Genomic DNA, 26,045 nt, shown 5'->3' with positions numbered 1-26,045 from the left:
ACCTCCAGCTGAAACCCGCGCAAGGGTTTGCGCAACCGCTTGCGCGGAATTCGGGCGAAGCGCACAATCATGCGATGGGAACCATGGCCGATGTCGCCGCCGCCGCCGGCGTGTCGATCACCACCGTGTCCCACGTGGTCAACCAGACCCGGCGCGTGGATCCGCGCACGCGGGACGCGGTGCTCTCCGCGATCGAGAGCACCGGATACCGGCGCAACGCCCTCGCCGCGGCGCTGGCCACCTCCCGGTCCGGCGTGCTCGCGCTCAGCATCTCGGCCTGGCAGAACCCCTATTTCACCCCGCTCGTGCGGGCGATCGAGTCCCGCGCCGCGGAGCTCGGCTACGCGCTGATGATGGGCGATTCGCACGACGATTCGGAGGTCGAGGCCTCCCTCGTCGGATCGCTGCTGGACCGCCGGGCCGACGGGGTGATCCTCGCTCCCGCGCCGCGCGCGGAGAAGACGACGATCCCCGCGATCGGCCGCGCCGGCACCCCGCTGGTGCTCATCGACCGGCTCTCGCCCGCCCCGGTCGACCAGCTGGCATCGGAGGGGACGGAGCCCGTGACGCAGATGACCTCGCACCTGATCGACCTCGGGCACCGGCACATCGGGGCGCTCACCGGGCACCGGGGCATCCAGTCCACGGCCGAGCGCGCCGACGCCTTCGTCGCGACGATGGCCGCCGCGGGACTGCGGGTCCCGCCCAAACACCTGCGCTGCGGGGACTCGACCGTCGAGCAGGCCTACGCCCAGACCCTCGCGATGTTCCGCGGCCGCCGTCCGCACCCCACCGCGCTCGTGGTGCTCAACAACGCGATGACGGTGGGCACGATGCGGGCCCTGCGTGAGCTGGACCTGCGGATACCGGAGGACGTCGCGCTCGTCTGCTACGACGACTTCGAGTGGTCCGACCTGTTCTCCCCACGCTTGACGGCGGCCGCGCAGGACGTGGAGACGATGGGGCGGCGGGCCGTCGACATGCTCGTCGAACGGATCGACGGGTTCGACGGTCCGCCGCGCGTCCAGCGGCTCCCCACCGCCTTCCACCATCGGGACTCGTGCGGTTGCGACGGCGCCGAGAGTGGGGTCTAGTATCGGGTCATGGTCATCTTCTTCGAGATCCTCATGGCGGTGGCGTCGGTCGCGATCTTCGGGTTCGCGATCTTCGTGATGTACCGCGTCCTCACCGACGGCCAGTAGTCCGCCGATGAGCGACGAGGCAACGCCCGCATCCGCCGGCGCCGGTCAGGAAGCCCTCGACGCCGCGATCGAGCGTGCCGAGACCACGTCGTCGCGCAACATCTCGAACCTTCCCGGGCTTCCGCTGGCCGACGACACGGCCAACCTGCGGCAGGGCCCCGACCTGCACCCCGGCCTCCTCGGCCTGCTCCCGCTCGTCGGCGTGTGGCGCGGCGAGGGCGAAGGCCACGACGAGTCGGGCGACTACCACTTCGGTCAGCAGATCGTGGTGAGTCACGACGGCCAGAACTTCCTCTCCTGGGAATCGCGGTCGTGGAAGCTCGACAGCGAGGGCGAGTTCTCCGAGCCCGACCTCCGGGAGGCCGGTTTCTGGCGGATCGGCGAGGACGACGAGATCGAGTTCGTCCTCACCCACGCCAGCGGCATCGTCGAGCTCTACTACGGCAAGCCCGTCTCGCAGACCGCGTGGGAGCTCGAAGCCGACGTGGTGATCCGCTCCAAGACCTCCCCCCTGGCCGGCGCCGCGAAGCGCCTGTACGGCCTCGTCGAGCAGGGTGGCGCGCTGGCCTACGTCGAGGAGCGCGTCGATGCCGACGGTGCCCTCATCCCCCGCCTGAGCGCCAAGCTCAACCGCTACGCCGGCTGAATCTCTCCGCCCCCGCCGGTGGGCGTGAGATTCATCTGAACGGACCACGCGAGCGCACGTGAGCCGTCGTTAGTGTCGCCGGTGGCCTCCGCTACCCCCTCCCGGTAGGCTCGGCCGCACGCCGCCACACCGATGATCGTCGATGTGGCGCTGATCCTCGCCGCAGTCCCCCTCGCCGTCCTCGACTACGGCTACGGCCGGTACCAGTCGATGACGGGGCCGACGATACAGACGCCCACGACCGGCGGCGTCTCGGTCATCCTGTCGTCCGCTGCGCTCGCATTGGCTGGTTGGCTCCTCGTGCGGCCGCGAGATCCGATCACATTCGTCCTCCTCATCCCCCTCGTGATCGTCCACATCGCGCAATGGCTCTCGACCGGCGCCCACTATGCGGGCGACCTTGCTGCGCTCACCCTGTCGATGGCCGCAGCGTGCGCTCTCGCCTGAGTCGTGGCCATCGACCGAGCGCGTAAACGCCCCCGAACGACACCCACTGCCGTCACCGCCGCGTCCGGCCCGTCCTGCTCGGACACACAGCAACCGGCGAGCCCGTGTACGGGAGCCAGGCCGCGCCGCCCGCGAGCGCCTCGACGAACACGATGGCGATCCTCGCCCTGTGCTTCGGCGTGCTGGGCGGGGTGCTGGGATCTTCCTCAACTCGCACTGATCCGGCTACACGGTCGATATTCGATCGAAGATGGCTGCATCGAAAACTTGTCAGTCACCCCTCGTACGATGAGGGCATGGATAGTTCATCGACAACCAGCATAAATGACGAGGTGTTCGCGCCTCCTGGTCCCTCCGTGGTCGATCGCCTCGGTTCGATAGAACGCGCGCGCTGTCGCATCGTGTTCGAAGAATACGAGCTCGCGGTCGAACTACTGCGGGAGCGGGTCACCGAACGGATCGCCGCCGGGGTCTCACAGGACAGGTGGGAGATCGGCATCGCAGCGGAGATCGCGCTGGCGCTGCGAATGTCGGTGTCGCGAGCGAAGTCCCTGCTCTCCCTGGCCCGCGAACTGCACACCAATCTTCCGCGCGCCAGGGAGCGGCTCCGTGCGGGAGAGCTGTCCCCCGAAGCTCTTCCCGTGATCGTCCACGGCCTCTCGCACCTGGACGCGGACCTGCGCCGCCAGGCCGACGAGCAACTGTGCGGCGATCCCACCACGCTCGAGGGAGTCGGACGGGGGCAGCTGAAGGACCTCGTGCAGAAGGTCGCGTACGAGCTCGATCAGCAGGCGACCCTCCAACGGCTCGCCGCCGCCGAGAAGGACCGTCGCGTCACCATCCGGCCCTGCCCCGAAGGGATGGCGCGGGTCTCGCTACTGCTACCCGTCGCCCAAGCCGTCGGTGTCTACGCCAGCCTGAAGAAGGCGGCGGATGCCGTGGTCGGCGTCGGCCGGGAGGTCCGCAATCGCGCCCAGCTCATGGCCGACACGGCCTTCGCCCGAATCACCGGTCGCGAGTCCGTGGCCGGCCAACCGGTGATGGTGAATCTGACGGTCCCCGCCGAGGTTCTCCTCGGCGGCCGGCCGGGCACCGCCCACCTCAGCGGCGGCGGCACGATGCCCGCTGAGATCGCGCGCAGGATCATCGGCAGGGCGACGGAAGCCGGCCTCGCCTGGGCGAAGCGGCTCTACGTGACCCCGGAGACCGGCGCCGTCGTCGGCCTCGACTCCCGTGCCCGACGGTTCCCGCAGGGCCTCGCCGATCTGATTGCAGCGAGAGACCAGTACTGCCGCACCCCGTACTGCGACGCGCCCATCGCACACATCGATCACGTCCGTCGTCACGCCGCCGGCGGTGCCACGGAGCTCGATAACGGCCAGGGGCTCTGCGCGGCATGCAATTACGCGAAGGAGGGGCTCGGCTGGCAGAGCCGCGAAGTGCCCGATCCGTCCGGTCGGCACACCGTCGAGACCCGCACCCCGTCCGGTCACGTCCACCGGTCCACCGCCCCGAGGCACGCGGCCTGACCACGAAATTCATCTGATCGAACGACGCGCGCCGGGCGCCCGGCCGACTACGGTCGATCGATGCGACCCACTCTCGCGATAACGGCTGCCCTCGTGCTGATCGCGGGATGCTCGGCGACCCCGCCCGTCCCAAAGAGCGCGCCCGCCACCCCCACCACGACGTCGGCAGCGCCGCCGTTCACGACCGATTCGGCCACGGCGCAGGTCGACGGGATGACTGTCAAGGCCACCATGCCCGACGGTGCCGCTCCCGCCGGCGCGAGACTCACGGTCGGCGCCGCACCCACCGACATCCCGGCGGCGAAGGCACAGGTGGCCGGCGCGAAGACGGTGCGGGTCCGTCTGGGCGATGACGGTGCCCAGCCCTCCGGACCGATGACCCTGACCTTCGACCTCGCCGGCAAGCCCGACCTGGCCGCGAAGTTCAGCGACACCGTGATCTCGCTGGTCGAATCCACCTCCGACGACGGCGCCTCCGACCTGACCCGCGCCTCGTGGGACCCCATGACCCGCACCGTCACCACGACGATCACCCACCTCAGTGACTTCCGCCTCGGCGCGATCGACCTGGGCAAGGTCGCCGACGGACTATCCGCCGCGTACCGCCAGATCCGCGGCGACTCGACATCGCCCTGCCGTGCGAAGAGTGAGCTGAAGATCAAGGAGACCGCCTACACCCTCACGGCGACAACGCCCGGCCCGGTGGCCGGGTGCCTGACGAACGTCGGCGGCGCCGCCGGAATCGACTTCACCAATGCCACCCAGCAGTTCTACGCGGTCACGTCGACCCCCAAGGCCGCGTGGTCGAGCGATATCCGGCCCGACGCTGCGAATCTCGCGGCACGACTGGCGAGCGCGGTGGGCAGTGCGAAGATCTCAGACCTCCTCGCTGGCCGCGGAACCGGCCGGCTCACCTTCACCCCGGGAGTGACTCAGGCGACGGTGCACCTTCGGGCCGACGCCGCCGCGCTCCATGCCGCGACGATCCTCACCGGCCTGGAGATGTTCACGGGCGCACGCGCGGTGGGCGGCGTCGTGAAGGCCGCGCCCGCCATCCTCGAATCCGGGACGAACCTCACCACCCTGTCGACGTGCCTCGGGCATGCCTTGGACTTCGCCGGTGCCAAGCCCGGCACGAAGGTCACACTCGACGAGTTCCGCCGGGCCATGTCAACGTCGGGCGGATGTGCGTCCGCAGCCGTCGAGGCCGGTGCGAAGAACTCGATCATCAAGCAGGCGTACAGCACTCTCGGTGTGGTCTTCGCGCTCACCGGCGACCTACCCAGCCAGCTCGCCGCCGGCGTGACCGGCGCGATCGGCGAGGTCGTCGGCGACAACTCGCTCGATTTCGCCCTCACGAGCACCGCGCCGACGACGACGAAGCCCGCCGTAGAGGGACCCACCACGATCGATCGGACCCAGGTCGACACGTGGGCGTACGACAGGACCAGCCCGGACACGTACCGGATCCCGCGCGGCGGCCCCGCCACGGTCTACTTCCAGTGGAAGGCCTTCGCCGGCGACAAGGAGGCCACGGGCGGATGCGAGAGCACCATCACGGTGACCGGCGGCGGCACGACGAAGACGAAGACCACCAGCAACTGCAGTTCCTACAACCCGGGAACCTACTTCGAGCTGCGCAACGCCGGCACGTACACGGCGACCATCTCCATCGCCCAGAAGAACGGGGGCTCGTTCACCGCGACCAAGACCGTCACTCTGGTGCCCTCATGAACCCGCCCGGCTCGGGCGGCAGCCCAACGTGGCGGAGCGTCTCGAACGCGGACGCGAGGTGCTCCTGCCAGTCGCCGGAAGCGCCCGCTTCGTACCAGTTCCGCAGCGCCGCAACGAGAGACCACAGGATCGAGTTCGCGATCACCCGCGACTGAAGCCTGTCGTAGACGCCGCCCTCCTCGATCGAGCTCGCCAGCGTCTCGGTGGCCTCGTCGATCCTCAGGAACGCGGCGGCCCGGACGGACGGGATCGAGAACCACAGACGCGCGCGGATCGCCGCCGTCGCATCCAGCTCCTCCCTCCCCTCCTCTGAGACGTCGAAGACCGCCGTCATCACGGCCTCCCAGGGCGGCACCCCCTGCGCCAGGAGGAAGCCCGCCCCGGCGAGCGACCGCGCGTCGAAGGCGTCGGTGAGGACCAGGCCCTCCTTGGTTCCGAAATACCGGTAGACGGTGCTGGGCGAGACCTCGGCCTCCGCCGCGATCTGCTCGATCGTCACCGCGTCGAAACCGCGCTCGTCGATCATCCGCAGCGCCACCCGCTGGATGTGCACCATCGCGGCCATCTTCTTGCGTTCCCGCAGCGTCGGTTCCGCCAGCTGATCCATGAGCCCTCCTTCCGCTCGCACCGAAGTATGGCAGTGACTCACTCTTCCCATCCATGTCCGAATTAGATACAGTCACTGTCATGAGACAGTCACTATCAGTTTACGCGAAAGGTATCCGCAAGTCGTTCGGCCGGGCCGTCGCCCTCGACGGGCTCGACCTGACGGTCCGCGAGGGCGAGGTGCACGGTTTCCTCGGTCCGAACGGCGCGGGGAAGTCGACCACGATCCGCGGGTTGCTCGGCCAGCTGCGGCTCGACGGTGGCGAGGCGGAGGTCTTCGGCCTCGACCCGCGCACCGACGCGGCGGCGGTCCACGACCGGCTCGCGTACGTGCCGGGAGACGTCTCGCTCTGGCCGGGCCTCAGCGGCGGCGAGTGCATCGACGTGCTCGGCGGCCTCCAGGGCCACCTCGACCCGCGCCGCCGCGACGACCTGATCGAACGCTTCGAGCTCGACCCCACCAAGCGCGCCCGCACCTACTCGAAGGGCAACCGGCAGAAGGTGGCACTCGTCGCGGCGCTGGCCTGCGACGCGGACCTCTACGTCCTCGACGAGCCCACGTCCGGCCTCGACCCGCTCATGGAGGCGCGGTTCCAGGACGCGGTCCGTGAGCGCAACGCCGAGGGCCGCACGGTGCTGCTCAGCAGCCACATCCTCGACGAGGTCGACGCCCTCTGCCATCGCGTCACCATCGTCCGCGCCGGCACGACGGTGTCCACGGGCACGCTCGCCGAGCTGCGCTCCGGTACGCGGACCACCGTCGAAGCGGTCACGCGCGACACCCTCCCGGGCCTCGCCGACCTCCCCGGCGTCGCCGACCTCTCCGAGACGCTCACGACCGCCGGCGTCCGCACGACGCTCACGGCCTCGCACGACGGCTTCGCCAAGGTCGTCGCGACGGTGGCCTCCGCCGACCCGTCCGAGCTGTCCGTGCACCCGCCCAGCCTGGAGCAGCTGTTCCTCGCGCACTACGGAGAAGAACGATGAGCGGCGTCGGCGCCCTCACGCGACTACGGTTCCGCACCGGCCGGTTCGGGCTGATCGGCGCTCCCGCGGCCATCGGCGCCCTGGTCGCGGTCACGGCCGCGAGCATCACGAGCCTCTACTCGGACCCTGCGGACCGGGCCGGCTACGCCACCTCGATCGGCGACTCCGCCTCCGGCGCCGCGCTCAACGGCCGCGGCTACGACCTGGACACGATCGGCGGGATCGCGGCGCTCGAGGTAGGGCTCACGGGCCAGATCCTCATCGCGGTCTGCGGCATCGCGCTCGCGATCCGGCACACCCGCCGCGAGGAGGAGGGCGGCCTCACCGAGCTCATCACCGCCACCCGGATCGCGCCCCTGGCGCCGCTGTTCTCGGCCTGCGTCGCGGTGGGCGGGGCCTGCCTGGCCTCCGGACTGCTCGCCGGCGCGGCCATGGCGTCGGCCGGCGGGGCCGCGGGCGGCGCCTGGTACGGCGCGGGGGTCGCGCTCCTCATGGCGGTCTTCGCGGGAGTCGGGCTGCTCGCGGGGCAGCTCGCGCAGTCGGCCCGCACGGCGTGGTCGATCTCGCTGGCCGTGCTGCTGGCGGCGTTCCTCACCCGCGCGGTGGTCGACGGCCGGCATCTGGCCGCCGTGTGGCTGAGCCCGCTGGGCTGGCCGGCGGAGATCCGCCCGTTCGACGGTACGCCCCACCTCCTCCCGCTCCTCGGCCTCGCCGTCCTCGCCTCCGCGCTGACCGCCGCAGCGGTGACGGTGGCGCACCGTCGGGACCTGGGAGCCGGGGTGGTCGCGCCCCGGCCCGGCCCGGCCCGGGCGAACGCGCGGCTGCCGCACCCGGCCGGCCTCGCGGCCCGGCTCGTGCGCGGCACGGCCCTCGGATGGGTGCTGCTCGCGGCACTCCTCGCCGCGGTGTTCGGGGTGCTGTCCACCGAGGTCACCGAACTGGTCGAGGCGAACCCGATGCTGCTCGAGGTGATGGGTGTGACCCGCGCGACGGACCTCGTCGGCAGCATCGCGACCCTGCTCGTGGCGCTGTGCGCCGCGGCAGCGGGCCTGCAGGTGCTCGGCCGGTTCGCGCAGGAGGAGTCGGCGGGTCGCCTCGGGCTGGTGGCATCCACCCGGGTCGGCGCGCGCACGTGGTGGCTCATCTGGGCGGGCGCCGCCCTGCTCGTCGCGGCGACGGTGCTCCTGGCCGGCTGCGCGGCGCTCGGCCTGTCCACCGCCGCGGCGACCGGCTCGAGCGCCGACATCGGCGTCTCGCTCGGCGCGGGCATCGGCTACCTGGTCCCGGTCGGATTCATCGTCGCGGCGGGGCTGCTGGCCCGGGTCGCGACGGCGCGCCCGCTCGCGGTCGGCTGGCTGGTGGTCGCGTGGGCCGCGGTGGTGGGGGTGCTCGCGGAGACGCTGCGCCTGCCCGGCTGGGCCCGCGACCTGTCGCCGCTGCACGCGGTCGGCACGCTGCCGATCGACACGGCGAGCGTCCCGGCCACCGTCGTGCTGGCCGGCGCGACGGCGCTCCTCGCGGGTGCCGCAGGCGCGCTCGCGCAACGGCGCGACATCGCCGCGGGCTGATGACGCAACAGGCCCCGGGGGCGTGAACATCACGCGCTCCCGGGGCCTGCCGTCATTCCAGGTGGGCGACCGCCGTCAGGCGGCGGCCACCTCCTCAGTCCTGAAATTCACCATTTCCTGGACCACCTCCTTTCCGTTGACGTCCTCGACGCTACGCCCGCGCGGCACCGTCGGCAACGGAATTAATCGGAGGGTGAACACACAGGTCAGGAGGCATTCCCTCCGTACCAGTCGGCCACCTGCTTCGACGACGCCCAGCGCGAGTAGGTGGGTCCCTGCGGCCACCCGTCGGGCACGTCCTGCCACTGCTCCTGCCTGCCGTAGGGCAGCACGTCGAGCAGCGCGAAGGTGTACGAGAGCTGCTCGGCGCCGCGGGCGGTGGTGTGCCACTGGCGGTAGACGGTGTCCCCGTCGCGGACGAAGGTGTTGTAGGCGAAACCCTCCCCCGGGCCGGCGCCCATATCGGCGCCGAAGCTCGATCCGGCACTGGAGTACCAGGTCATCGTGTTCCCGACGCGCTTCTTGTAGGCGAGCACCTCATCCATCGGGCCGTTGGTGATCACGACCATCCGGGCGTCCCAGTTCTCGAGGAAGTCGAGCCGGGACAGGTGCGCGGTACTGCCGGTGCAGCCGGGGCACTGCCACTCGTTGCCGTCGGTCCACATGTGGTGGTACGTGATGAGCTGGCTCTTGCCGTCGAAGACATCGGCGAGGGTCACCTCGGAGCCGTCCTCGGCGGTCAGCCGGTACTCGGGCAGCCGCACCGCGGGCAGCCGGCGGCGCTGGGCGGCGATCGCGTCCAGCTCGCGCGTGGCGGCCTTCTCACGGGCGCGCAGTTCGTCGATCTGCTGCTGCCAGGTCTCGCTGTCGACGACGGTCGGAATAGCGGTCATGATGTCTTCCTCTCCAGGGGTGGACTGTTTCGGCGGTCAGGGCCGGAAGCGGGTCTGCGCGAAGTGCTCTCCGCGGGCGAAGGCCAGGATCTTCGTCGGGCGGACACCGAAGACGGGCAGAGACTCCTCATCGGGGTTCGGGGCCCGCCCCTCCACGTGGTGCCGGAAGCCCTCGTCGTCGACGTCGTAGGGCCAGTCCAGTCGGGTCCGCCACATCCGGGCGAGGATCTCGAGCGTGGCACGGTCCGCGCACCGCTCGACCCGCCCCTCGACGGTGACGTCCAGCCCCGTCCGGTAGGCGTTGTTCCCCGTCGTGAGGACGCAGCGCGGATCGCGCACCAGGTTCCGCGTCTTCTGCTCCGCCCACCCCGTCACGAAGTACAGGCGGTCCTCGAGCCACATGGCCGGCAACGGGCACACGTGCGGGCTGCCGTCGCCGCGGACCGTGCTGAGCCAGAACATCTCGGCGCCGTCGAGCACCGCCACGACGTCGGCCCACGACGTGGCGACGGCGCCCGGGCTGCTGAACCCCGGATGCAGGACGGGTTCGGGCGTCGTACTCGTGGTCATGGCGACTCCTCTGCGATGTTCACGCCGTACACATCTGTTATGTTCACACCGTACACTTGACGAGCAGGAGGCACAAGGCCATGGCGTACCACCACGGCGACCTCGCACAGGCGCTCGTCGAGGCGGGACTGGAGGTCACGCGCAGCGGCGGACCCGCCGCGCTGACCATCCGCGAAGTGACCCGGCGGGTGGGGGTCAGCCCGAACGCGGCCTACCGCCACTTCCCCGACCGCCTCGCGCTGCTGCGCGCCGTGAGCACGGCGATCGAACAGCGCATGGCCGATGCCATGCCCGTCCACCCCGACCAGGGCCCGGTCGAGCGCCTGCGGGCTGTGGGCCTCGGCTACATCGCCTTCGCCCTGGCCGAGCCCGGCTGGTTCTCCGTCTGCTTCTTCGGCGACGAGGCGCCGGATCCGGAGTCCCTGAGCGGGATCCCGCCGTACATCGCGCTGTCGGAGGCACTGGACCTCATGGTGCACGCGGGCCTGCTCCGGCCCGAGGCCCGGCGGTCCGCCACCTGGTCCTGCTGGTCGATGGTCCACGGCTTCGCCGAGATGGCGCTGCGCGGCCCCCTGCACCACCTACCGGGGGATCAGCAGTGGCCGCTCGCCGAGGCGGCCGTCGAGGCCGCGATCCGGGGCGTCACCGCCCGAGCGCCTCAGAACCCGACATCGTGAACCGGCACGCCGTCCGGCGGGTCCGCATGCCCCGCGACGACGACGGTGCGGCCGGGGAACAGCCCGGCGGGGTCCAGGATCTCGGCGAGGAGGCGGCGCGCGTCGGCGTCGTCGAGGTGCTCGGTCGGCTCGTCCAGCAGGACGACGGTGGCGGGGCTGAGCAGCGCCCGTGCCAGCAACAACCGGCGGCGCTGTCCACCCGATAACGAATCGGCGCCGTCGTCCAGCGCGGTGTCCACACCGTCCGGGAGGCCCTCGACCCACTCCCCCAGCCCGACCCGGCGCAGGGCCGCGACGATCTCGGCGTCGGTCGCGTCGCCGCGGGCCACGCGGGCGTTCTCCGCCACCGTCGTCGCGAAGACGTGTGCCGCCTCGCCGAAGAAGGCCACGGACGCGGGGAGAGCCGCGCATTCTCGCGCGGGAACGCCGTCGACCAGCACCTCCCCGCCGCGATCGTCGAGCCCCGCGAGGGCGAGCAGGAGCGTCGTCTTGCCCGCCCCGGAGGGGCCACGCACCGCGAGCCGGTCGCCGGGCTCGAGCGTCAGCGGACCCAGCCGCAGCGTCGGGTGCGGGGGCACCGGCACACTCCCGGAGGGCACCGCGGGGAGCGTGAGCAAGGGCGCGATCCGGCCGGCGGCGTCGGCGGAGCGCACGTACTGCCGCGCCGCATCCGGCAGCGCGGAAACGGCCTCGAAGGCGCTGAGCGGCAGGAGGACCAGGATGCCCAGCGTGGTCGCGGCGGCCGAGTCCACCCGCGCGATCGCGACGAGCAGCGCGGCGATCACCGCCATCCCGACGGCGAGCGGGATCGCCGCGTCCGCGAGCGCGCCCGTGCGAGCGGCCCGGTCGACGGCGGACCGCCGGGCGTCCTCGGCGCGGGCCGCGCGGGCCCGCACCGCGTCGAGCCGCCCCGCGACCGCGAGCTCCCCGGCGTGGTCGAGCACCGCCGAGGCCGCGGCGCCGAAGGCCTCGCTCCCGGCGGCCTCCGCAGCGGCGCGGTCGCGGGTCGCGCGCGCGGTCAGCCAGGGCACGGCCACCCCGGCGACCAGCAGGCAGACGCCGAGCACGACACCCGCGCGCGGGTCGAGGAACCACATCCAGCCGGTGGCGGCGACCGAGATCGTCACTGCGACCGCGGCGGGGATCACCGTGCGCACCACGGCATCGCCGACCGCATCGACATCGGAGCCGGTGCGGGCCAGGAGTTCTCCGTCGGAGAGGCGAACCGATTCCGCGGGCGCGGCAGCGGCGAGCCGCAGGTACAGCGCGGCCCGCAGCTCCGTGAGTCCGCGCAGCGCGACCCGGTGCGAGGCGAGCCGCTCGACGTACCGCATCAGCCCGCGGGTGATGCCGAGCCCGCGCACCGACGTCACCGCCAGCGACAGCGCGAGCACCGGCGGCATCGTCCACGCCTTGGTGATGAGCCAGGCCGAGAGCCCCGCCAGCGCGAGGGCACTGCCGGCGGTCAGCACGCCCGCGCCGACGGCGCCGAGCACGGCGAGCGGCCGGGTCCGCATGGCCCGCAGGCAGATCAGCAGGTCACTCATGCGCCACCGCCAGCACCTCGTCGGCGGCGGCGAGCACCAGTGGATCGTGCGCGGCCACCACGACGATGGCCCCGGCGTCCGCGCGGGCCCGGAGCACGGCGAGCACCCGCGCGGCCAGATCCTCGTCGAGGTGCGCCGTCGGCTCGTCGAAGAGCAACACCGCGCGACCGAGCGCAAGGGTGCGGGCCAGTGCGAGCCGCTGTCGCTGCCCGGCGGAGAGCCCGGTCCCGCCGGTGCCCACCGGCCGCCCCCAGCCGCGCTCGGCGACCACCTCGTCGAGGCCCGTGGCGGCGAGCACGTCCGGCACGGAATCCGGTGCGGGAGCGCCCAGCAGGGTGAAGTTGTGTTCCAGGGTGCCGGGTTCGAGGTAGGGGTGCTGGGGGCACCACGCCACGTGCGCCCACCAGTCCGGACCGCCGGCGAGCGGCGCACCGTCGATGCGCACCTCCCCCGCATCCGGCACCGCGAGCCCCGCGAGGACCGTCAGCAGGGTCGACTTGCCGGAGCCGTTCGGACCGGTGAGCACGGTGAGCCGTCCGGGGGCGAAGGTCCCGTCGAAGCCCGACGGTGCCGCTCCGTCCCGCCCCTCGACGGTGACGCCCCGCGCGACGAGCACGCCGGGGTGCGCGGTGCCGCGGGGCGGTGCCGGACCGGGCGCGTCGAGCAGCGCGAAGACCCGGCCGGTGGCCTCGATCCCCTGCTCGGCGGCGTGGAAGCCCGCACCGACCGCGCGCAGCGGCCGGTACACCTCCGGGGCCAGGATCAACGCGAAAACACCCGCGAACAGAGTCATCTCGCCGTAGACCAGCCGTAGGCCGATGCTCACCGCGACGAGCGCGACGCACAGGGTGGCGAGCAGTTCCAGGGCGAAGGAGGAGAGGAAGGCGATCCGCAGCGCGCCCATGGTCTCGGTCTCGTTGCGCGCCCCGAGCTCCCGCACCGTGCGCTCGGGTCCGCGCTCGCGGCCCAGGGCCCGCAGGGTCGGCAGGCCGGCGACCAGGTCGAGCAGCCGCGCGGAGAGCTGCGCCATCGCCGCCAGGCGGCGACGGGTCCGGTCCCGGGTGAGCAGGCCGATCAGAATCATGAAGATCGGCAGCAGCGGCAGCGTGCCGAGCGCGATCGCCCCGGAGACCCAGTCCGCGAGGAACATCGCGAGGATCAGGACGGGCGTCGCGATCGCGCTCAGCGCCAGCGCGGGGACGTAGCCGGTGAGGTAGGGCGGCAGGTCGTCGAGACCGCGGGTGAGCGCGGTGCGCAGTTCCTCGCGGTCGACGGGGGTCCGTCCCGGCCCGACGGCGTCGAGTGCGGCGGCGCGCAGTTCGGAGACCACGCGATCCGCGGCGCGGCGCTCGATCCGGGATCGCAGATGGCTCACCGCGACCCGCACCGCGACCGCGCCCACAGCCAGGGCGACGGGGCCCGCCACGGCGGCGTTCCCGGCGACGAGGCGGGAGAGCGCCGCCGCGAGCGCGTACGCCAGCGCGATCACCGCGCCGGTCTCCAGAACGCCGCAGGCGATGACAGTCGCCATCAATCCGCGCGAGCTGCGCGCGTACCGCAGCAGCCGTGGATCGACCGGTGCCCGGGTGTCAGGCACGGGGCGTGAGGCCGATCGACGGTGGGATCTGGGCGACGGAGATCCGCTTGCGGAAGACCCAGTAGGTCCACGCCTGGTAGATCATCACCAAGGGCAGCAGAACGACGGTGCACCAGGACATCACGACCAGCGTGTAGTGCGAGGAAGCCGCGGCCTCGATGGTGATCGAGCGGGACGGATCGGTCGCATTGAGCACGTTGGGGAACAGCGATCCGAAGAGCAGCGCGCTCACGCCGATCACCGTCAGCGACGTGGCGAAGAAGGCGGCGAGCTCGCGCCCGGCTCGGATCAGCGGGCCCGCGGCGAGCAGCCCGGCGGCGGCCAGGGCGACCATCGCCCAGGTCCACGCCTTACCGTGGCCGAGCTGCGTCCAGACCGCGAAGACCGCGCCGATCACGGTGACGGGCAACCACATCCGCACGGCGAGGCGCCGGGCGTCGACCCGGACGTCACCGTCGGACTTGAGCGCCACGAAGATCGTGCCGTGCAGCAGGAACAGGCCCAGGGTCGCGATCCCGCCGAGCAGCCCGTAGGGGTTGAGCAGATCCCAGACCTCGCTGGTCATGCCGCCGCGCTCGTCGAGGTCGACGCCGTGCACGACGTTCGCGAAGAGCAGGCCCCACGCGAACGCGGGGATCCAGGAGCCGAGACCGATCCCGACATCGGCCCAGCCGCGCCACCGCGGTTCGTCGATCTTGCCGCGCCACTCGATCGCACACACGCGGGTGATCAGGCCCACGAGGATCGCGAGCAGGACGAGGTAGAAGCCGGAGAAGACCTCGGCGTACCAGACGGGGAAGGCCGCGAACATCGCAGCGCCGGCGGTGATCAGCCACACCTCGTTGCCGTCCCAGACGGGGCCGATGGTGTTCAGCAGGACGCGGCGCCGCTCCTCCGCGTCGGCGTGGGACCGCTTGCGCCCCAGGATCGGCATGAGCATGCCGACACCGAAGTCGAAGCCCTCCAGCACGAAGTAGCCGGTGAACAGGAAGCCGATGGCGAGGAACCAGTAGTCGGGGAGCGTCATGGCGGCCTCCTAGTACGCGAAGGAGAGGTGGTCCGACGGTGCCTTCCGGCCCTGCTCCGCGCCCTCGGGGGCGTCGCCGGGCGGATCGTCGTCGTGCGGCGGGTCGAGCGGGCTGTGCAGGTTCGGCCCCTTGATCACGTACCGCCGGAGCAGGAAGAACCACAGCAGGTAGAGCACGCCGTAGACCGCTGCGAAGGTCACGATGGAGAAGGCCATCATCGTGGCCGAGTGGCCGGAGACGGCCTGGCCGACGGTGAGCCGGATCGTCGGGTCGCCGTTCGGGTTCGGCGCCACCACCCACGGCTGGCGGCCCATCTCCGTGAACACCCAGCCGGAGGTGTTCGCCAGGAAGGGCGTGGGCAGCGCGATGAGACAGATCCTGCTGAACCACTTCTGATTCGGGACGCGACCGCGGCGAGTGACCCACAGGCCGGCCAGCGCCAGCACGCCCGAGCCGACGGACCAGCCCATCATGGCGCGGAAGGCCCAGTAGGAGACGAAGAGGTTGGGGCGGTAGTCGCCGGGACCGAACTTCTCGACGGCCTCGGCCTGCAGCTCGGTGACGCCCTTGAGCGTGGAGTTGAAGTCGCCGTTGGCGAGGAAGGAGGTCAGGTACGGCACTTCGAGGACGTGCGTCACCGATTCGCAGTTGTTGTGCGTACCGATGGTGAGCAACGAGAAGCTGGCCCCGGTCTCGGTGTGGCAGAGCGATTCCGCCGAGGCCATTTTCATCGGCTGCTGCTCGAACATGAGCTTGGCCTGGGCGTCGCCGGTGATGCCGAGGCCCACCGCCGAGGCGATCATGACCCCGAGCCCGAACCGGGTCACGGGGCGCATCGACTGCGCCAGCTCGATCGCGTCCGCCTCGCCCTTGCGCATGCCGCGCACCATCCACCAGCCGCCGATCGCGGCGACGAAGGTACCGGCGGTGAGCCAGGCGCCGAAGACGGTGTGCGGGAACGCGGCCAGGGTGGTCGAGTTGGTGAGCACCTCCCAGATGCTCGTGAGCTCCGCCCGGTTCTTCTCCGGGTTGAAGGTGGCGCCCACGGGGTGCTGCATCCACGAGTTCGCGGCGATGATGAAGTACGCGGAGGCGTTGACGCCGAGCGCGACCAGCCAGATACAGCCCAGGTGAACGACTCTGGGAAGCCTCGTCCAGCCGAAGATCCACAGGCCGAGGAAGGTCGACTCCATGAAGAAGGCGACGAGGCCCTCGAGCGCGAGCGGAGCGCCGAAGACGTCGCCGACGAACTTGCTGTACTCGCTCCAGGCCATGCCGAACTGGAACTCCTGCACGATGCCGGTGGCGACGCCGAGCGCGAAGTTGATGAGGAAGAGCTTGCCGAAGAAGTTGGTGGCCTTGAGCCACGCCGCCTTCCCGGTGATCAGCCAGATGGTCTGCATCGTGGCGACCATCGGCGCCAGGCCGATCGTCAGCGGGACCAGGATGAAATGCATCACCGTGGTCATGCCGAACTGCCACCGAGCTATGTCCAACGCGGTCATGCGTGCTCCCTGGGCCGAGGGGGTCGGCCCGGTCTCCCTGCCGACGTGGTACCACCTTAAGCGATATCTACTACTGATGGTAGTAGATATCGTTCTCCGATCCCACGTGGTGAGACAGGCATCACGGCGTGTTCTGGATCCCCACGTCGATGAGCTCGCGCACCGTCGAATCCATCGGCGCGTCGGGCAGGGGGCGGCCGTCGAGCGTGTGGACCCGCGCGCACAGCGTGATCGACGAGACCAGCCACACCCCGTCGTTCATCACGAGGTCCACGGGGAAGAGCGGCTCGACGGCGGTCGCCACGCCCTTGTCCTCGGCCGCGTCGAACAGCGCCCGCACCGTCGTGCCCGGCAGGATGCCCTGCTCCGGGGGCGGGGTGACCAGCGTGCGGCCGCGCGCGATCACGACGGTGGCGCGCGGCGCCTCGAGGACGCGGCCCTCGCTGGAGGTGAAGATCACGTCGTCGGCGCCGCGCTCGGCGGCGTACCGGGCGGCGGCCATGTTCACCGCGTAAGAGAGCGTCTTCGCGCCGAGGAGGAGCCACGGCGCGTCCGCGCCCAGCACCGTCGAGTAGCCGCGATTGAGCGTGAGGGCCGAGACGCCCTCGGCCCGCGCCCGCAGCGCCCGCTCGGGCACGGGTCCGACGCTCACGTACGCCGTGGGCGCGCCCGGGTCGGACTCCCGGCCCCGCGTGTAGACCAGGCGCAGGGCGCCCTCATCGCCGCCCGCCTCCTCGCCGTAGAGCATCGCAGCCCGCTGCATCGCCGCCCACCACGCGCCGTCGTTGGGCGCTGGCAGGCCGAGCGCGGCGGCCGAGCGGGCCAGACGGTCGAGATGCGCCCGCCCCTTCAGCGGCACGCCGTCGCGCACCAGCACCGTCTCGAAACAGCCGTCGCCGCGGACCGCGCCGAGGTCGTCCGCATAGAGCAGGGGCGCGTCGGAGGCGCGCACGGAACCGTCCAGGGTCACCACCACGGAAGCCATGGCGGCAACACTATTCGACGCCCCGGAGCTCCGCGCGGGCACCGCGCGTAGGCTGGGGTCGTGGCGATCGACGTTCATTCCGCGTCCGGCATCATGAACCCCGAGGGCACTCCCGACGCCGGCGTGATCTGGCATTTCGGGGATCCGTTCGGCGAGCAGCGGGCCGCGGAGCGCGGCGCCGCCGTCATCGACCGCTCGCATCGCCGCGTGATCACGCTCACCGGCCCCGAGCGCCTGTCCTGGCTGCACTCCATCACCAGCCAGCACCTCACCCACCTCCCCGACCGCACCGCCACGCAGAACCTCAATCTCGACGGCAGCGGCCGGGTGCTGGACCACTTCCACCTGATCGACGTGGACGGCACCACCTATCTCGACACCGAGCCCGCCGCGCTCGCCCCGGCGGAGGCGCCCCTCAGCCCGGACCTCGCGACCTATCTGCAGCGCATGGTCTTCCGGTCCGACGTGCAGGTTCAGGCGCGACCGGACCTGGCCGTGCTCACCGTCGTCGGGCCCGAGGCGGAGTCGGTCGCCGCGAAGGTCGACGGGGTGCGCCGCACCGAGGACGGCGAGGTGAACCTCATCGTGCCGCGCGAGGAGCTCCGCGCGACCTTCGACGCTCTCGTCGGGGCCGGGGCGCGCCCGGCGGGCACCTGGACGTACGAGGCCCGACGGGTCGCCGCAGCCCGCGCCCGGCAGGGCGTCGACACGGACGTCAAGACGATCCCGCACGAGGTGGACTGGATCGCCACGGCCGTGCACCTCGACAAGGGCTGCTACCGCGGACAGGAGACCGTCGCCCGGGTGCAGAACCTGGGCCGCCCCCCGCGCCGGCTCGTGCTCCTGCACCTCGACGGTTCCGCCGATGCACGCCCCGCGACGGGCGACCCCGTGACGCTGGACGGGCGCACCGTCGGGCGGCTCGGCACCGTCGTCGAGCACGCCGACTACGGCCCCATCGCCCTGGCGCTGATCAAGCGCTCGGTTCCCGACGATGCCGAGCTCGACGCCGGCGGCGCCGCCGCGGCGATCGACACCGAGGTCACCCCGTCGCGCGACGCGGGCGAACAGGCCGGACGGTCCGCCGTCGACCGCCTGCGCGGCCGGTGACGGCCGCGACCTCGCAGGTCCTCGCCGTCTGCGTCGTGGCGGGCGAGCGCAGTCTGGACCCGCGCAAGCCCGCCCAGCGGACGGCCATCGACAAGCGCCCGGCCGACGGCCCCGTCGAGGTGGGTCCCCTCGGCCTCGTGACGGACCACGTCTGCGACACCCGCCACCACGGCGGTGCCGAGCAGGCGGTCTACGCCTACTCCGAGCACGAGGCGCGCCGATGGGCGGCCGATCTCGGCCGCGACCTCCCCGCCGGCTGGTTCGGCGAGAACCTGCGGCTCGACGGCGACACCACCGACCTCGTCGTCGGCGCACGGCTGCGTGTGGGCGCGACGCTCGAACTCGAGGTGACCATCCCCCGCACCCCGTGCCGCACCTTCGCGCTGTGGGCCGGCGAGGAGCACTGGGTGAAGCGGTTCACCGAGCGGGGCGACAGCGGGGCGTACTTCCGCGTGCTCACCCCCGGCCCCGTCGCCGCCGGCGACGCGGTGACCGTCGTGCACGCCCCCGCGCACGGCGCGACCGTCCGGGACCTCTTCGCCGCGACGCGGCCGGACCGCCTGCGCGCCCTCCTCGACGCCCCTGACCTGCCCCCTAAGGTCCACCGGGACGCTGCGCGCGCCCTGCAACGCGCCGTCTGACACCCGGGCGGCAGCACCATCGACGGGAGCACGCTAAACTGGTCGTCAGGAAGAATTTTGTAAACGGAGAAAGGGGCCGCCACCCGCCGGGCAATCCGGTAGTTGGCCGCCCCTTCATTGCGCAAGGGGGTCCCCCATGGGCCGCGGCCGGGCAAAGGCGAAGCAGACCAAGGTTGCACGCGAGCTGAAGTACAGCACGCCGAGCACTGACCTGAAAAGGCTGCAGGACGAGCTGGCGGGTGGCGGGAACGACGAGGCCGATGCTCTCGCCTCGCACCCCGAATGGAGCGATATCGCGGGTGACCCGTACCGCGAGGACGAGTGGCGCCGCGCCTGACGCGCTGCGCCTGCTCCGTTTCACACCCCGCCGAGAGGCACCGTGACCACCGGTCACGGTGCCGACGGCGTTCCTAGAACTTCGGGTGTGAACCGCTCAGCACTGCGCCGGCGGAGGCACCGTCGGACTTCTTGATCGCACCCAGCACCCAGCTGTCGATGTGGCGTGCGGTGAGCACGGCGAGAGCGCGGTCCACGTCCTCGGGCGCGACGATCGCCACCATGCCGACACCCATGTTGAAGGTCTTCTCCATCTCGGCCTGCTCCACCCGGCCGCGCTGGGCGATCAGGGCGAAGACGGCCGACGGGCTCCACGTGTTGCGATCGAGCTCAGCGACGAGACCCTCGGGGATCACGCGGGCCAGGTTGGCGGCGAGCCCGCCACCGGTCACGTGGCAGAACGTGCGCACCTGCGTCTCCTGAGCCAGCCGCAGGCAGTCGAGGGCGTAGATGGCGGTGGGCTCGAGCAGCTCCTCGCCCAGGGTGCGGCCGAACTCCTCGACGTAGCCGCCGAGGTCCATGTGGCCCCAGTCGAGCAGGACCTTGCGGGCGAGGCTGTAGCCGTTGCTGTGCAGGCCCGAGCTCTTCATGGCGATCACCACGTCGCCGGCGCGCACGTTGTCCGGGCCGAGCACCTCGTCGGCCTCGACCACGCCGACGCCGGTCGCGGACAGGTCGTACTCCCCCTCGGCCATGAGGCCCGGGTGCTCGGCGGTCTCGCCGCCGAGCAGGGCGCAGCCGGCGCGGACACAGCCCTCGGCGATGCCGCCGACCAGCTCGGCGACGGTCTCGGGGACCACCTTGCCGACGGCGATGTAGTCCTGCAGGAAGAGCGGCTCGGCGCCGGTCACGACCAGATCGTCGACGACCATGGCGACCAGGTCGATGCCCACGGTGTCGTGCTTGCCCAGGGCCTGCGCCACGGCGATCTTGGTGCCGACGCCGTCGGTCGACGCGGCGAGCACGGGCTCGCGGTACTTCTTCAGCGCGAACAGGCCCGCGAAGCCGCCGAGGCCGCCGAGGACCTCGGGCCGCGTGGCGCGCTTGGCGTGCGGCTTGAACAGCTCGACGGCCCGGTCACCCGCCTCGATGTCGACTCCTGCTGCGGCGTACGAGGCACCCTGCGGCGGGTGGGTGTTGGAATCCGTCACGGATCCATAGGCTACCGGACCGGACGCCGCGGGGCGTCCGGCGGAGTGCGGACCGCTGTCAGGAACGACGGGGCGGGACCCCGCTCACGGACGACGGAGCGCCGAGGCGTTGTCGTTCTCGGCCTGCAGCGGGTCACCCGTACTGCGACCCGCCTTGAGCATGTTCTCCAGGACGGCCTTGCCCATCGACGTGGACTCGGGCAGCGGGATCGGGTAGACGCCGTCGAAGCAGGCACGGCACATCGAATCGCCGGCGTGCTCGGTGGCGGCGGTCATCTCCTCCAGCGAGATGTAGCCCAGCGAATCGGCGCCGATCGCGGCGCGCACCGACTCCACCATGGCCTCCATCGAGTCGGCCCCGCCGCCGTTGGCGATCAGCTCGGCCGGCGAGGCGAAGTCGATGCCGTAGAAGCACGGCCACTTCACCGGCGACGACGCGATCCGCACGTGGATCTCGGCGGCACCCGCCTCACGCAGCATCCGGATCAGGGCGCGCTGGGTGTTACCGCGGACGATCGAGTCGTCGACCACGACGAGCCGCTTACCGCGGATCACCTCACGCAGCGGGTTGAGCTTGAGCCGGATGCCGAGCTGGCGGATGGTCTGGCTGGGCTGGATGAAGGTGCGGCCCACATAGGCGTTCTTCATCAGGCCCTGGCCGTAGGGGATGCCCGATTCCTGGGCGTAGCCGACGGCCGCGGGGGTGCCGGACTCGGGCACCGGGATCACCAGGTCGCCCGCGGCCGGGTGCTCCCGGGCCAGGCGGCGGCCGATGTCGACCCGGGTCGAGTGCACGGACCGGCCGTGGATCACCGAGTCGGGGCGGGCCAGGTAGACGTACTCGAAGATGCAGGTCTTCGGGGTGGCCGCGGCGAACCGCGTCGAGCGGACGCCGTCCTCGTCGATCGCAAGCAGCTCGCCCGGCTCGATGTCGCGGACGAAGGACGCGCCGACGATGTCGAAGGCGGCGGTCTCGGAGGCGACGACCCAGCCGCGGTCCAGGCGGCCCAGCGACAGCGGGCGCACCCCGTGCGGGTCGCGCGCGGCGTACAGCGTGTGCTCGTCCATGAAGGTGAGGCAGAAGGCGCCCTTCACCGTGGGCAGGAGCTCCATCGCCGCCTGCTCGAGCGTGCGGTCCGCGGCGGCGTGCGCGAGGAGGGCGGTGAGCACGTCGGAGTCGGACGTCGCCGCGGCGCCGGAGCGCCCACCCGCGACCCCGAGGTCGGCCGCGCGCGCGGCCAGCTCGGCCGTGTTGACCAGGTTGCCGTTGTGCCCGAGGGCGACGCCGTTGCCCGCGCTGGTGGTGCGGAAGATCGGCTGGCTGTTCTCCCAGGTGGTGGAGCCGGTCGTGGAGTAGCGGCAGTGGCCGATGGCCACATGGCCGGGCATCGAGCTCAGCGTCTGCTCGTCGAAGACCTGGCTGACGAGGCCGAGGTCCTTGAAGACGAGCACCTGCTGGCCGTCTCCCACGGCGATGCCGGCCGCCTCCTGGCCGCGGTGCTGCAGCGCGTACAGGCCGTAGTACGTGAGCTTCGCCACGTCCTCCCCGGTGGCCCAGACGCCGAAGACGCCGCACTCCTCGCGGGGCTCGCGCTCCTGTCCGTCATCGAGCGGACCGTTGGTGGAATCGACGACGGTGAGCGGAAGCTGCTGCACGGCTACTCCTGGGGCTGGCTGGGGCGGGCCTCATTCGATTGTAGGACCGATTCATGGTCGGCAACGAATCGGCGAGTAGGTTTCTTCCCTGGAGGCGGGCGGCCCGACGGGGGCCGGGCCGGGGAGAACAGGGCTATATGACACGGAGACCGCGCACGACGACGGCGGTCGCGATGGCTGCGGCGACGACGGTGCTGCGCGGCACGGTCACCGCGCCGACGGCCGGTTGCACGACCTTCGAGGTCTTCCGGAAGGTGGACTGATGGCGAAGACGATCGATCCGGCGGAGATGCGCGCGTCAGTGCTCGCGGTCTCCGATTGGCTCACCGACGAGGACGCGCCCCCTCCCCCGCGCGCCGCGATCGCCGCCGCGGTCCGGTCGACGGCCCGCACGCTGGCGCAGGACGCCCCCGGCGGGTCGGTGGAGGTGCGGGTGCCGCCCTTCGTCGCCGTCCAGTGCATCGAGGGCCCGCGGCACACCCGCGGGACGCCCCCGAACGTCGTCGAGTGCGCGCCGCGCGTCTGGCTGCGGCTCGCGACCGGCCTGGTCACCGTCGACGAGGCGACGGACGCCGCCGACCTGGCGGCCAGCGGCTCCCGCGCGGGCGAGATCGCCCGCTACCTGCCGATCCTGCGGCTGTAGCGATCTACTTCGCGGTGCGCACCTTGTTCGTGGCCGCGGTGAGCGCCGCCGTGAAACCGGCCCGATCGGCCTGGGCGGTGTTGCTCGCGGTGGTGGCGACCAGGAGCACCGCGTAGCCGCGCACCTGCTCGCCGCCGATGATCTGCTCCTGCACGAAGGGCTCGTCCTTGCCGCTGACGGTGACGGTGCCCGTCGACCGGGTGAATACCGCCCGCGCGCCCCGGGGAGCGCCCGGCAGCGTGATCGGGGTCGACGTCATGTTCATGACGATCCGGCCGGCCGAGCCGGGCTCGTCCAGGTTCATCTCGATCCGGACCTTCTCGCAGCCGGGCTGGATCCGCACCGCGGAGTCCACGGTGCCCGCCGGCGACAGCGCCTCCGAGAGCGCGGACTTCTTGGCCTTGTCGACCGCCACCACGATGGGCACGCCGGCCGCACGGTTGAGCGCGCTCCGGTCGAAGCCCTGCATGCAGTGCGCAGGAGAGACGCGGGCGCCGCTGAGCCCGGTGCCGACGCTCGCGGTGATCTCCGAGAGCTCCTGCGGATTCACCTTCTGCACCTGGTAGCCCGCGGGGAACTCGGCCTGAGTGAGGAGCAGCTGCGCCGCCGGCGTCACCGGCTTGGCGGGTGCGGCGCCGGCGATTCCCGTCGGCACCGCGAGGGCGGAGGCGGCCACGAGGGCCAGGGCGGAACGACGGGCGGCGCGCATGGGGGCATCCTCCGAATCGGTGCGGGTTCGACGAGTGTCGAGGATAGTTCATCGCCGGTGCTGGACGACGAATACCCGGCAATGCCGTCCTCGGCGCGCTGCGCACACCCCTCGATGACTGAATCGGCCGCGCACGACACACCGCGTCTGCCAAGCTGCGAACCATGGGTGCCGATGTCGATGCCAGGGTGTTCACTCGCGAGGACCGCATGCGGTTCCGCCGCCAGGTCCAGCGCGGAACGGACGCCATCGCCCGCATGCTGGCCGAGGGGCTGTTCACGGACGACGGTGCCCCGCCGGAGCCGCTGCTCGGCATGGAGGTCGAGCTCAATCTCGTCGACGACGAGATGGAGCCGGCCATGGCCAACGCGGAGGCGCTGGAGGCGATCGCCGATCCGGACTTCCAGACCGAGCTGGGCCAGTTCAACATCGAGATCAACGTGGCGCCGCGGCCCTTCGTCGATCAGAGCACCGAGAACCTCGAGGACTCGCTGCGGGCATCGTTGAACCGGGCCGACGAGCGGGCGCGGGCGGCGGGCTCGAATCTCGTGATGATCGGCATGCTCCCGACGCTCGAGGAGGAGCACTTCGGCGAGCAGTGGTTCTCCGCGAATCCGCGCTACGACCTGCTCAACGAGCAGGTCTTCGCTGCCCGCGGCGAGGACATCGAGATCGACATCGAGGGCGCGCCGCTGCCCGGCGCCGTGGTGGGCGAGCGGCTGGACATCACCTCCGACACCATCCTGCCGGAGGCCGCCTGCACGTCGCTGCAGCTGCACCTGCGGGTGGCACCGGAGGACTTCGCGGCGCACTGGAACGCGGCGCAGGCCATCGCGGGGGTGCAGGTCGCGATCGCCGCGAACTCCCCCTTCCTGGCGGGGAAGGCGCTCTGGCACGAGACCCGTATTCCGCTCTTCGAGCAGGCCACCGACACCCGGCCCATGGAGCTGCGCAATCAGGGCGTGCGACCCCGGGTCTGGTTCGGCGAGCGGTGGATCACCTCCACCTTCGACCTGTTCGAGGAGAACACCCGCTACTTCCCCGCGCTGCTGCCGGTCTGCAGCGAGGTCGACCCGCTCGAGGTGGTCTCCCGCGGCGAGATCCCCGAGCTGCCCGAGCTGCGGATGCACAACGGCACCGTCTACCGGTGGAACCGCCCCGTCTACGACGTGGTCGACGGGCACGCGCACCTGCGCGTGGAGAACCGCGTGCTGCCGGCCGGACCCACGGTCGTGGACACGATGGCGAACGCCGCGTTCTACTACGGCGTGGTCCGCGCACTGGTGGAGGCGGACCGCCCGATCTGGACGCAGATGAGCTTCGACGCCGCCACCGAGAACCTGCACTCCGGTGCACGGGACGGCTTCGACGCCGGCCTGTACTGGCCGAACGTCGGCTGGATCCGGCCCGACGAGCTGGTGCTGCGCCGCCTGCTCCCCCTGATGGACCAGGGCCTGAAGGCCTACGGGGTCGGCTCGAAGTCGCGCGAGCGGTACCTGGAGGTCCTCGAGGGCCGGTGCGTGAACCGGCAGACCGGCTCGAGCTGGCAGCGCGCCGCCGTCGCCGCGCGCCAGGAGGCGGGCGAGGACCGCCACCGGGCGTTGCGCGGCATGCTCACCGACTACGTCCAGCTGATGCACGAGGGCAGGCCTGTCCACACCTGGGAGGTGTGAGCGAGTCGGGAGAAGCCGTCGACGGCGGAAGCCGTCGGGATCGCGCCGCTGCAGCCGCGCTGCACGCTACTGCACGCCGAGGGTAAAACAACTCGTTACATTCAGTAACTTCAAAATTACTTTACGTAAGCACTCGTTGCTCTAGCTTCGGAGGCACTGGGAGCCCTTCCAGTGATCCTCCGACAGATCGGGACAACGATGAGCGACCTCACTGCAACCCTCCGAAGTCTGTACGCCGACGAGCATCCGGCTACTGACGCCGACCTGTCCGCTCTCGACGACTCCGCGGCGGACAGCGTCCGCGCCGAGCGTGAGAGCGGTGACGATGCGCTTCAGGCCATCCTCACGCAGTTCGTGATGAACAACGCGACCGACGGCGAACAGGCTCGACGCCTGTCGAACTCGCTCGCGGGCATCAAGCAGTTCCTGGTTCACGAGATCATCAAGGAGTTCCCCACGACCTCGGTCGAGGCTCTCAGCGAGGCCGCGGAGGCGGCCGGTTACGAGATCGAAGTTCTCAGCTGACGCGTCGCCGTGGGGGGGGGGGAAGAGGCCCCGCGAAAAAAACCCCTATCCCCCCCCCCCCCCCCACCCCCCCCCCCCCC

Annotated in this window: 26 protein-coding genes; 15 read left to right on the top strand and 11 right to left on the bottom strand. The window is 71.5% G+C overall.

Going from position 1 to position 26,045, the window contains the following annotated elements; translation table 11 throughout:
• The first annotated feature begins 74 nt into the window (after positions 1–74).
• The 5 genes from AC21LY_RS04795 (at position 75) to AC21LY_RS04775 (ending at position 5,558) form a co-directional block, all read left to right on the top strand.
• The gene (locus AC21LY_RS04795; RefSeq protein WP_489045179.1) at positions 75–1,094 is read left to right on the top strand and encodes a LacI family DNA-binding transcriptional regulator; all 1,020 of its coding nucleotides are present in this window, start codon (positions 75–77) and stop codon (positions 1,092–1,094) included.
• A gap of 115 nt (positions 1,095–1,209) precedes the next feature.
• Positions 1,210–1,848: a heme-binding beta-barrel domain-containing protein gene (locus AC21LY_RS04790; protein ID WP_489045178.1), complete on the top strand. Its 639-nt coding sequence runs from the start codon at positions 1,210–1,212 to the stop codon at positions 1,846–1,848.
• A gap of 144 nt (positions 1,849–1,992) precedes the next feature.
• Positions 1,993–2,295: a hypothetical protein gene (locus tag AC21LY_RS04785; RefSeq protein ID WP_489045177.1), complete on the top strand. Its 303-nt coding sequence runs from the start codon at positions 1,993–1,995 to the stop codon at positions 2,293–2,295.
• A gap of 401 nt (positions 2,296–2,696) precedes the next feature.
• The gene (locus tag AC21LY_RS04780; protein ID WP_489045176.1) at positions 2,697–3,824 is read left to right on the top strand and encodes an HNH endonuclease; all 1,128 of its coding nucleotides are present in this window, start codon (positions 2,697–2,699) and stop codon (positions 3,822–3,824) included.
• Between the two features lie 60 nt (positions 3,825–3,884).
• Entirely contained in the window at positions 3,885–5,558 is a 1,674-nt protein-coding gene (locus AC21LY_RS04775) for a hypothetical protein (RefSeq protein WP_489045174.1), read from the top strand.
• Here the strand turns inward: AC21LY_RS04775 and AC21LY_RS04770 are convergent.
• The gene (locus AC21LY_RS04770) at positions 5,539–6,165 is read right to left on the bottom strand and encodes a TetR/AcrR family transcriptional regulator (RefSeq protein ID WP_489045173.1); all 627 of its coding nucleotides are present in this window, start codon (positions 6,163–6,165) and stop codon (positions 5,539–5,541) included. The two genes, AC21LY_RS04775 and AC21LY_RS04770, sit on opposite strands and share 20 nt — an antisense overlap.
• An 80-nt stretch (positions 6,166–6,245) precedes the next feature.
• Between AC21LY_RS04770 and AC21LY_RS04765 the strand changes: the two genes are divergently transcribed.
• Both AC21LY_RS04765 and AC21LY_RS04760 read left to right on the top strand, forming a co-directional pair.
• On the top strand, positions 6,246–7,151 hold the full coding sequence (locus tag AC21LY_RS04765) for an ABC transporter ATP-binding protein (RefSeq protein ID WP_489045172.1): 906 nt from the start codon (positions 6,246–6,248) through the stop codon (positions 7,149–7,151).
• Positions 7,148–8,719 carry a hypothetical protein gene (locus tag AC21LY_RS04760; protein WP_489045171.1) on the top strand — a complete coding sequence of 524 codons (1,572 nt, stop codon included), beginning with the start codon at positions 7,148–7,150 and terminating at the stop codon, positions 8,717–8,719. Before AC21LY_RS04765 ends, AC21LY_RS04760 begins: the two co-directional genes overlap by 4 nt.
• A 206-nt stretch (positions 8,720–8,925) precedes the next feature.
• Here the strand turns inward: AC21LY_RS04760 and AC21LY_RS04755 are convergent, their stop codons facing one another.
• Both AC21LY_RS04755 and AC21LY_RS04750 read right to left on the bottom strand, forming a co-directional pair.
• Positions 8,926–9,612, bottom strand: coding sequence for a DUF899 domain-containing protein (locus AC21LY_RS04755; protein WP_489045170.1), 687 nt, complete (start codon positions 9,610–9,612; stop codon positions 8,926–8,928).
• A 36-nt stretch (positions 9,613–9,648) separates the two neighbouring features.
• Positions 9,649–10,182, bottom strand: a complete 534-nt coding sequence (locus tag AC21LY_RS04750; RefSeq protein WP_489045169.1) for a pyridoxamine 5'-phosphate oxidase family protein — start codon at positions 10,180–10,182, stop codon at positions 9,649–9,651.
• 80 nt (positions 10,183–10,262) lie between these two features.
• On the opposite strand from AC21LY_RS04750, the gene AC21LY_RS04745 reads away from it, so the two are divergent.
• Entirely contained in the window at positions 10,263–10,859 is a 597-nt protein-coding gene (locus AC21LY_RS04745) for a TetR/AcrR family transcriptional regulator (protein ID WP_489045168.1), read from the top strand.
• Here the strand turns inward: AC21LY_RS04745 and cydC are convergent.
• From cydC to AC21LY_RS04720, 5 genes are all read right to left on the bottom strand, one after another.
• Positions 10,841–12,406, bottom strand: coding sequence for a thiol reductant ABC exporter subunit CydC (gene cydC / locus AC21LY_RS04740; protein WP_489045167.1), 1,566 nt, complete (start codon positions 12,404–12,406; stop codon positions 10,841–10,843). The genes AC21LY_RS04745 and cydC overlap by 19 nt on opposite strands.
• On the bottom strand, positions 12,399–14,003 hold the full coding sequence (cydD, locus tag AC21LY_RS04735; protein ID WP_489045166.1) for a thiol reductant ABC exporter subunit CydD: 1,605 nt from the start codon (positions 14,001–14,003) through the stop codon (positions 12,399–12,401). The genes cydC and cydD overlap by 8 nt, the downstream gene beginning before the upstream one ends.
• Positions 13,996–15,030, bottom strand: coding sequence for a cytochrome d ubiquinol oxidase subunit II (gene cydB, locus AC21LY_RS04730; RefSeq protein ID WP_489045165.1), 1,035 nt, complete (start codon positions 15,028–15,030; stop codon positions 13,996–13,998). Before cydB ends, cydD begins: the two co-directional genes overlap by 8 nt.
• A 9-nt stretch (positions 15,031–15,039) precedes the next feature.
• Complete coding sequence (locus AC21LY_RS04725) at positions 15,040–16,536, bottom strand: cytochrome ubiquinol oxidase subunit I (protein WP_489045164.1); 1,497 nt, start codon at positions 16,534–16,536, stop codon at positions 15,040–15,042.
• A gap of 121 nt (positions 16,537–16,657) precedes the next feature.
• Positions 16,658–17,521, bottom strand: a complete 864-nt coding sequence (locus AC21LY_RS04720; protein WP_489045163.1) for an aminodeoxychorismate lyase — start codon at positions 17,519–17,521, stop codon at positions 16,658–16,660.
• Between the two features lie 93 nt (positions 17,522–17,614).
• Here AC21LY_RS04720 and ygfZ point away from each other — a divergent pair, with 93 nt between their 5' ends.
• The 3 genes from ygfZ to AC21LY_RS04705 all read left to right on the top strand — a co-directional run bounded on the left by ygfZ (position 17,615) and on the right by AC21LY_RS04705 (position 19,609).
• Entirely contained in the window at positions 17,615–18,631 is a 1,017-nt protein-coding gene (ygfZ, locus tag AC21LY_RS04715; RefSeq protein WP_489045429.1) for a CAF17-like 4Fe-4S cluster assembly/insertion protein YgfZ, read from the top strand.
• The gene (locus AC21LY_RS04710) at positions 18,628–19,272 is read left to right on the top strand and encodes an MOSC domain-containing protein (protein ID WP_489045162.1); all 645 of its coding nucleotides are present in this window, start codon (positions 18,628–18,630) and stop codon (positions 19,270–19,272) included. Before ygfZ ends, AC21LY_RS04710 begins: the two co-directional genes overlap by 4 nt.
• A gap of 136 nt (positions 19,273–19,408) precedes the next feature.
• Positions 19,409–19,609 (top strand): DUF3073 domain-containing protein, encoded by a 201-nt coding sequence (locus AC21LY_RS04705; protein ID WP_489045161.1) that lies wholly within the window; start codon positions 19,409–19,411, stop codon positions 19,607–19,609.
• A 73-nt stretch (positions 19,610–19,682) separates the two neighbouring features.
• Here AC21LY_RS04705 and purM read toward each other — a convergent pair whose 3' ends face one another.
• Positions 19,683–20,759, bottom strand: a complete 1,077-nt coding sequence (gene purM, locus AC21LY_RS04700) for a phosphoribosylformylglycinamidine cyclo-ligase (protein WP_489045160.1) — start codon at positions 20,757–20,759, stop codon at positions 19,683–19,685.
• Between the two features lie 84 nt (positions 20,760–20,843).
• A complete protein-coding gene (purF, locus tag AC21LY_RS04695) occupies positions 20,844–22,415 on the bottom strand; it encodes an amidophosphoribosyltransferase (RefSeq protein ID WP_489045159.1) in 1,572 nt (523 codons plus the stop codon).
• A 137-nt stretch (positions 22,416–22,552) separates the two neighbouring features.
• On the opposite strand from purF, the gene AC21LY_RS04690 reads away from it, so the two are divergent.
• Positions 22,553–22,678, top strand: coding sequence for a hypothetical protein (locus tag AC21LY_RS04690; protein WP_489045158.1), 126 nt, complete (start codon positions 22,553–22,555; stop codon positions 22,676–22,678).
• Positions 22,678–23,058 carry a sterol carrier family protein gene (locus tag AC21LY_RS04685; RefSeq protein WP_489045157.1) on the top strand — a complete coding sequence of 127 codons (381 nt, stop codon included), beginning with the start codon at positions 22,678–22,680 and terminating at the stop codon, positions 23,056–23,058. The genes AC21LY_RS04690 and AC21LY_RS04685 overlap by 1 nt, the downstream gene beginning before the upstream one ends.
• A 4-nt stretch (positions 23,059–23,062) precedes the next feature.
• Here the strand turns inward: AC21LY_RS04685 and AC21LY_RS04680 are convergent, their stop codons facing one another.
• Entirely contained in the window at positions 23,063–23,767 is a 705-nt protein-coding gene (locus AC21LY_RS04680) for a hypothetical protein (RefSeq protein WP_489045155.1), read from the bottom strand.
• 164 nt (positions 23,768–23,931) lie between these two features.
• Between AC21LY_RS04680 and AC21LY_RS04675 the strand changes: the two genes are divergently transcribed.
• Positions 23,932–25,440, top strand: a complete 1,509-nt coding sequence (locus AC21LY_RS04675) for a glutamate-cysteine ligase family protein (RefSeq protein ID WP_489045154.1) — start codon at positions 23,932–23,934, stop codon at positions 25,438–25,440.
• 198 nt (positions 25,441–25,638) lie between these two features.
• Positions 25,639–25,965 (top strand): hypothetical protein, encoded by a 327-nt coding sequence (locus AC21LY_RS04670; RefSeq protein ID WP_489045153.1) that lies wholly within the window; start codon positions 25,639–25,641, stop codon positions 25,963–25,965.
• Positions 25,966–26,045 lie beyond the last annotated feature (80 nt).

The sequence above is a fragment of the Tsukamurella sp. II2bb genome (genome assembly GCF_057815145.1).
The sequence above is the reverse complement of the archived record's forward strand: the minus strand, read 5'-3'. Positions and strand labels throughout refer to the sequence as shown.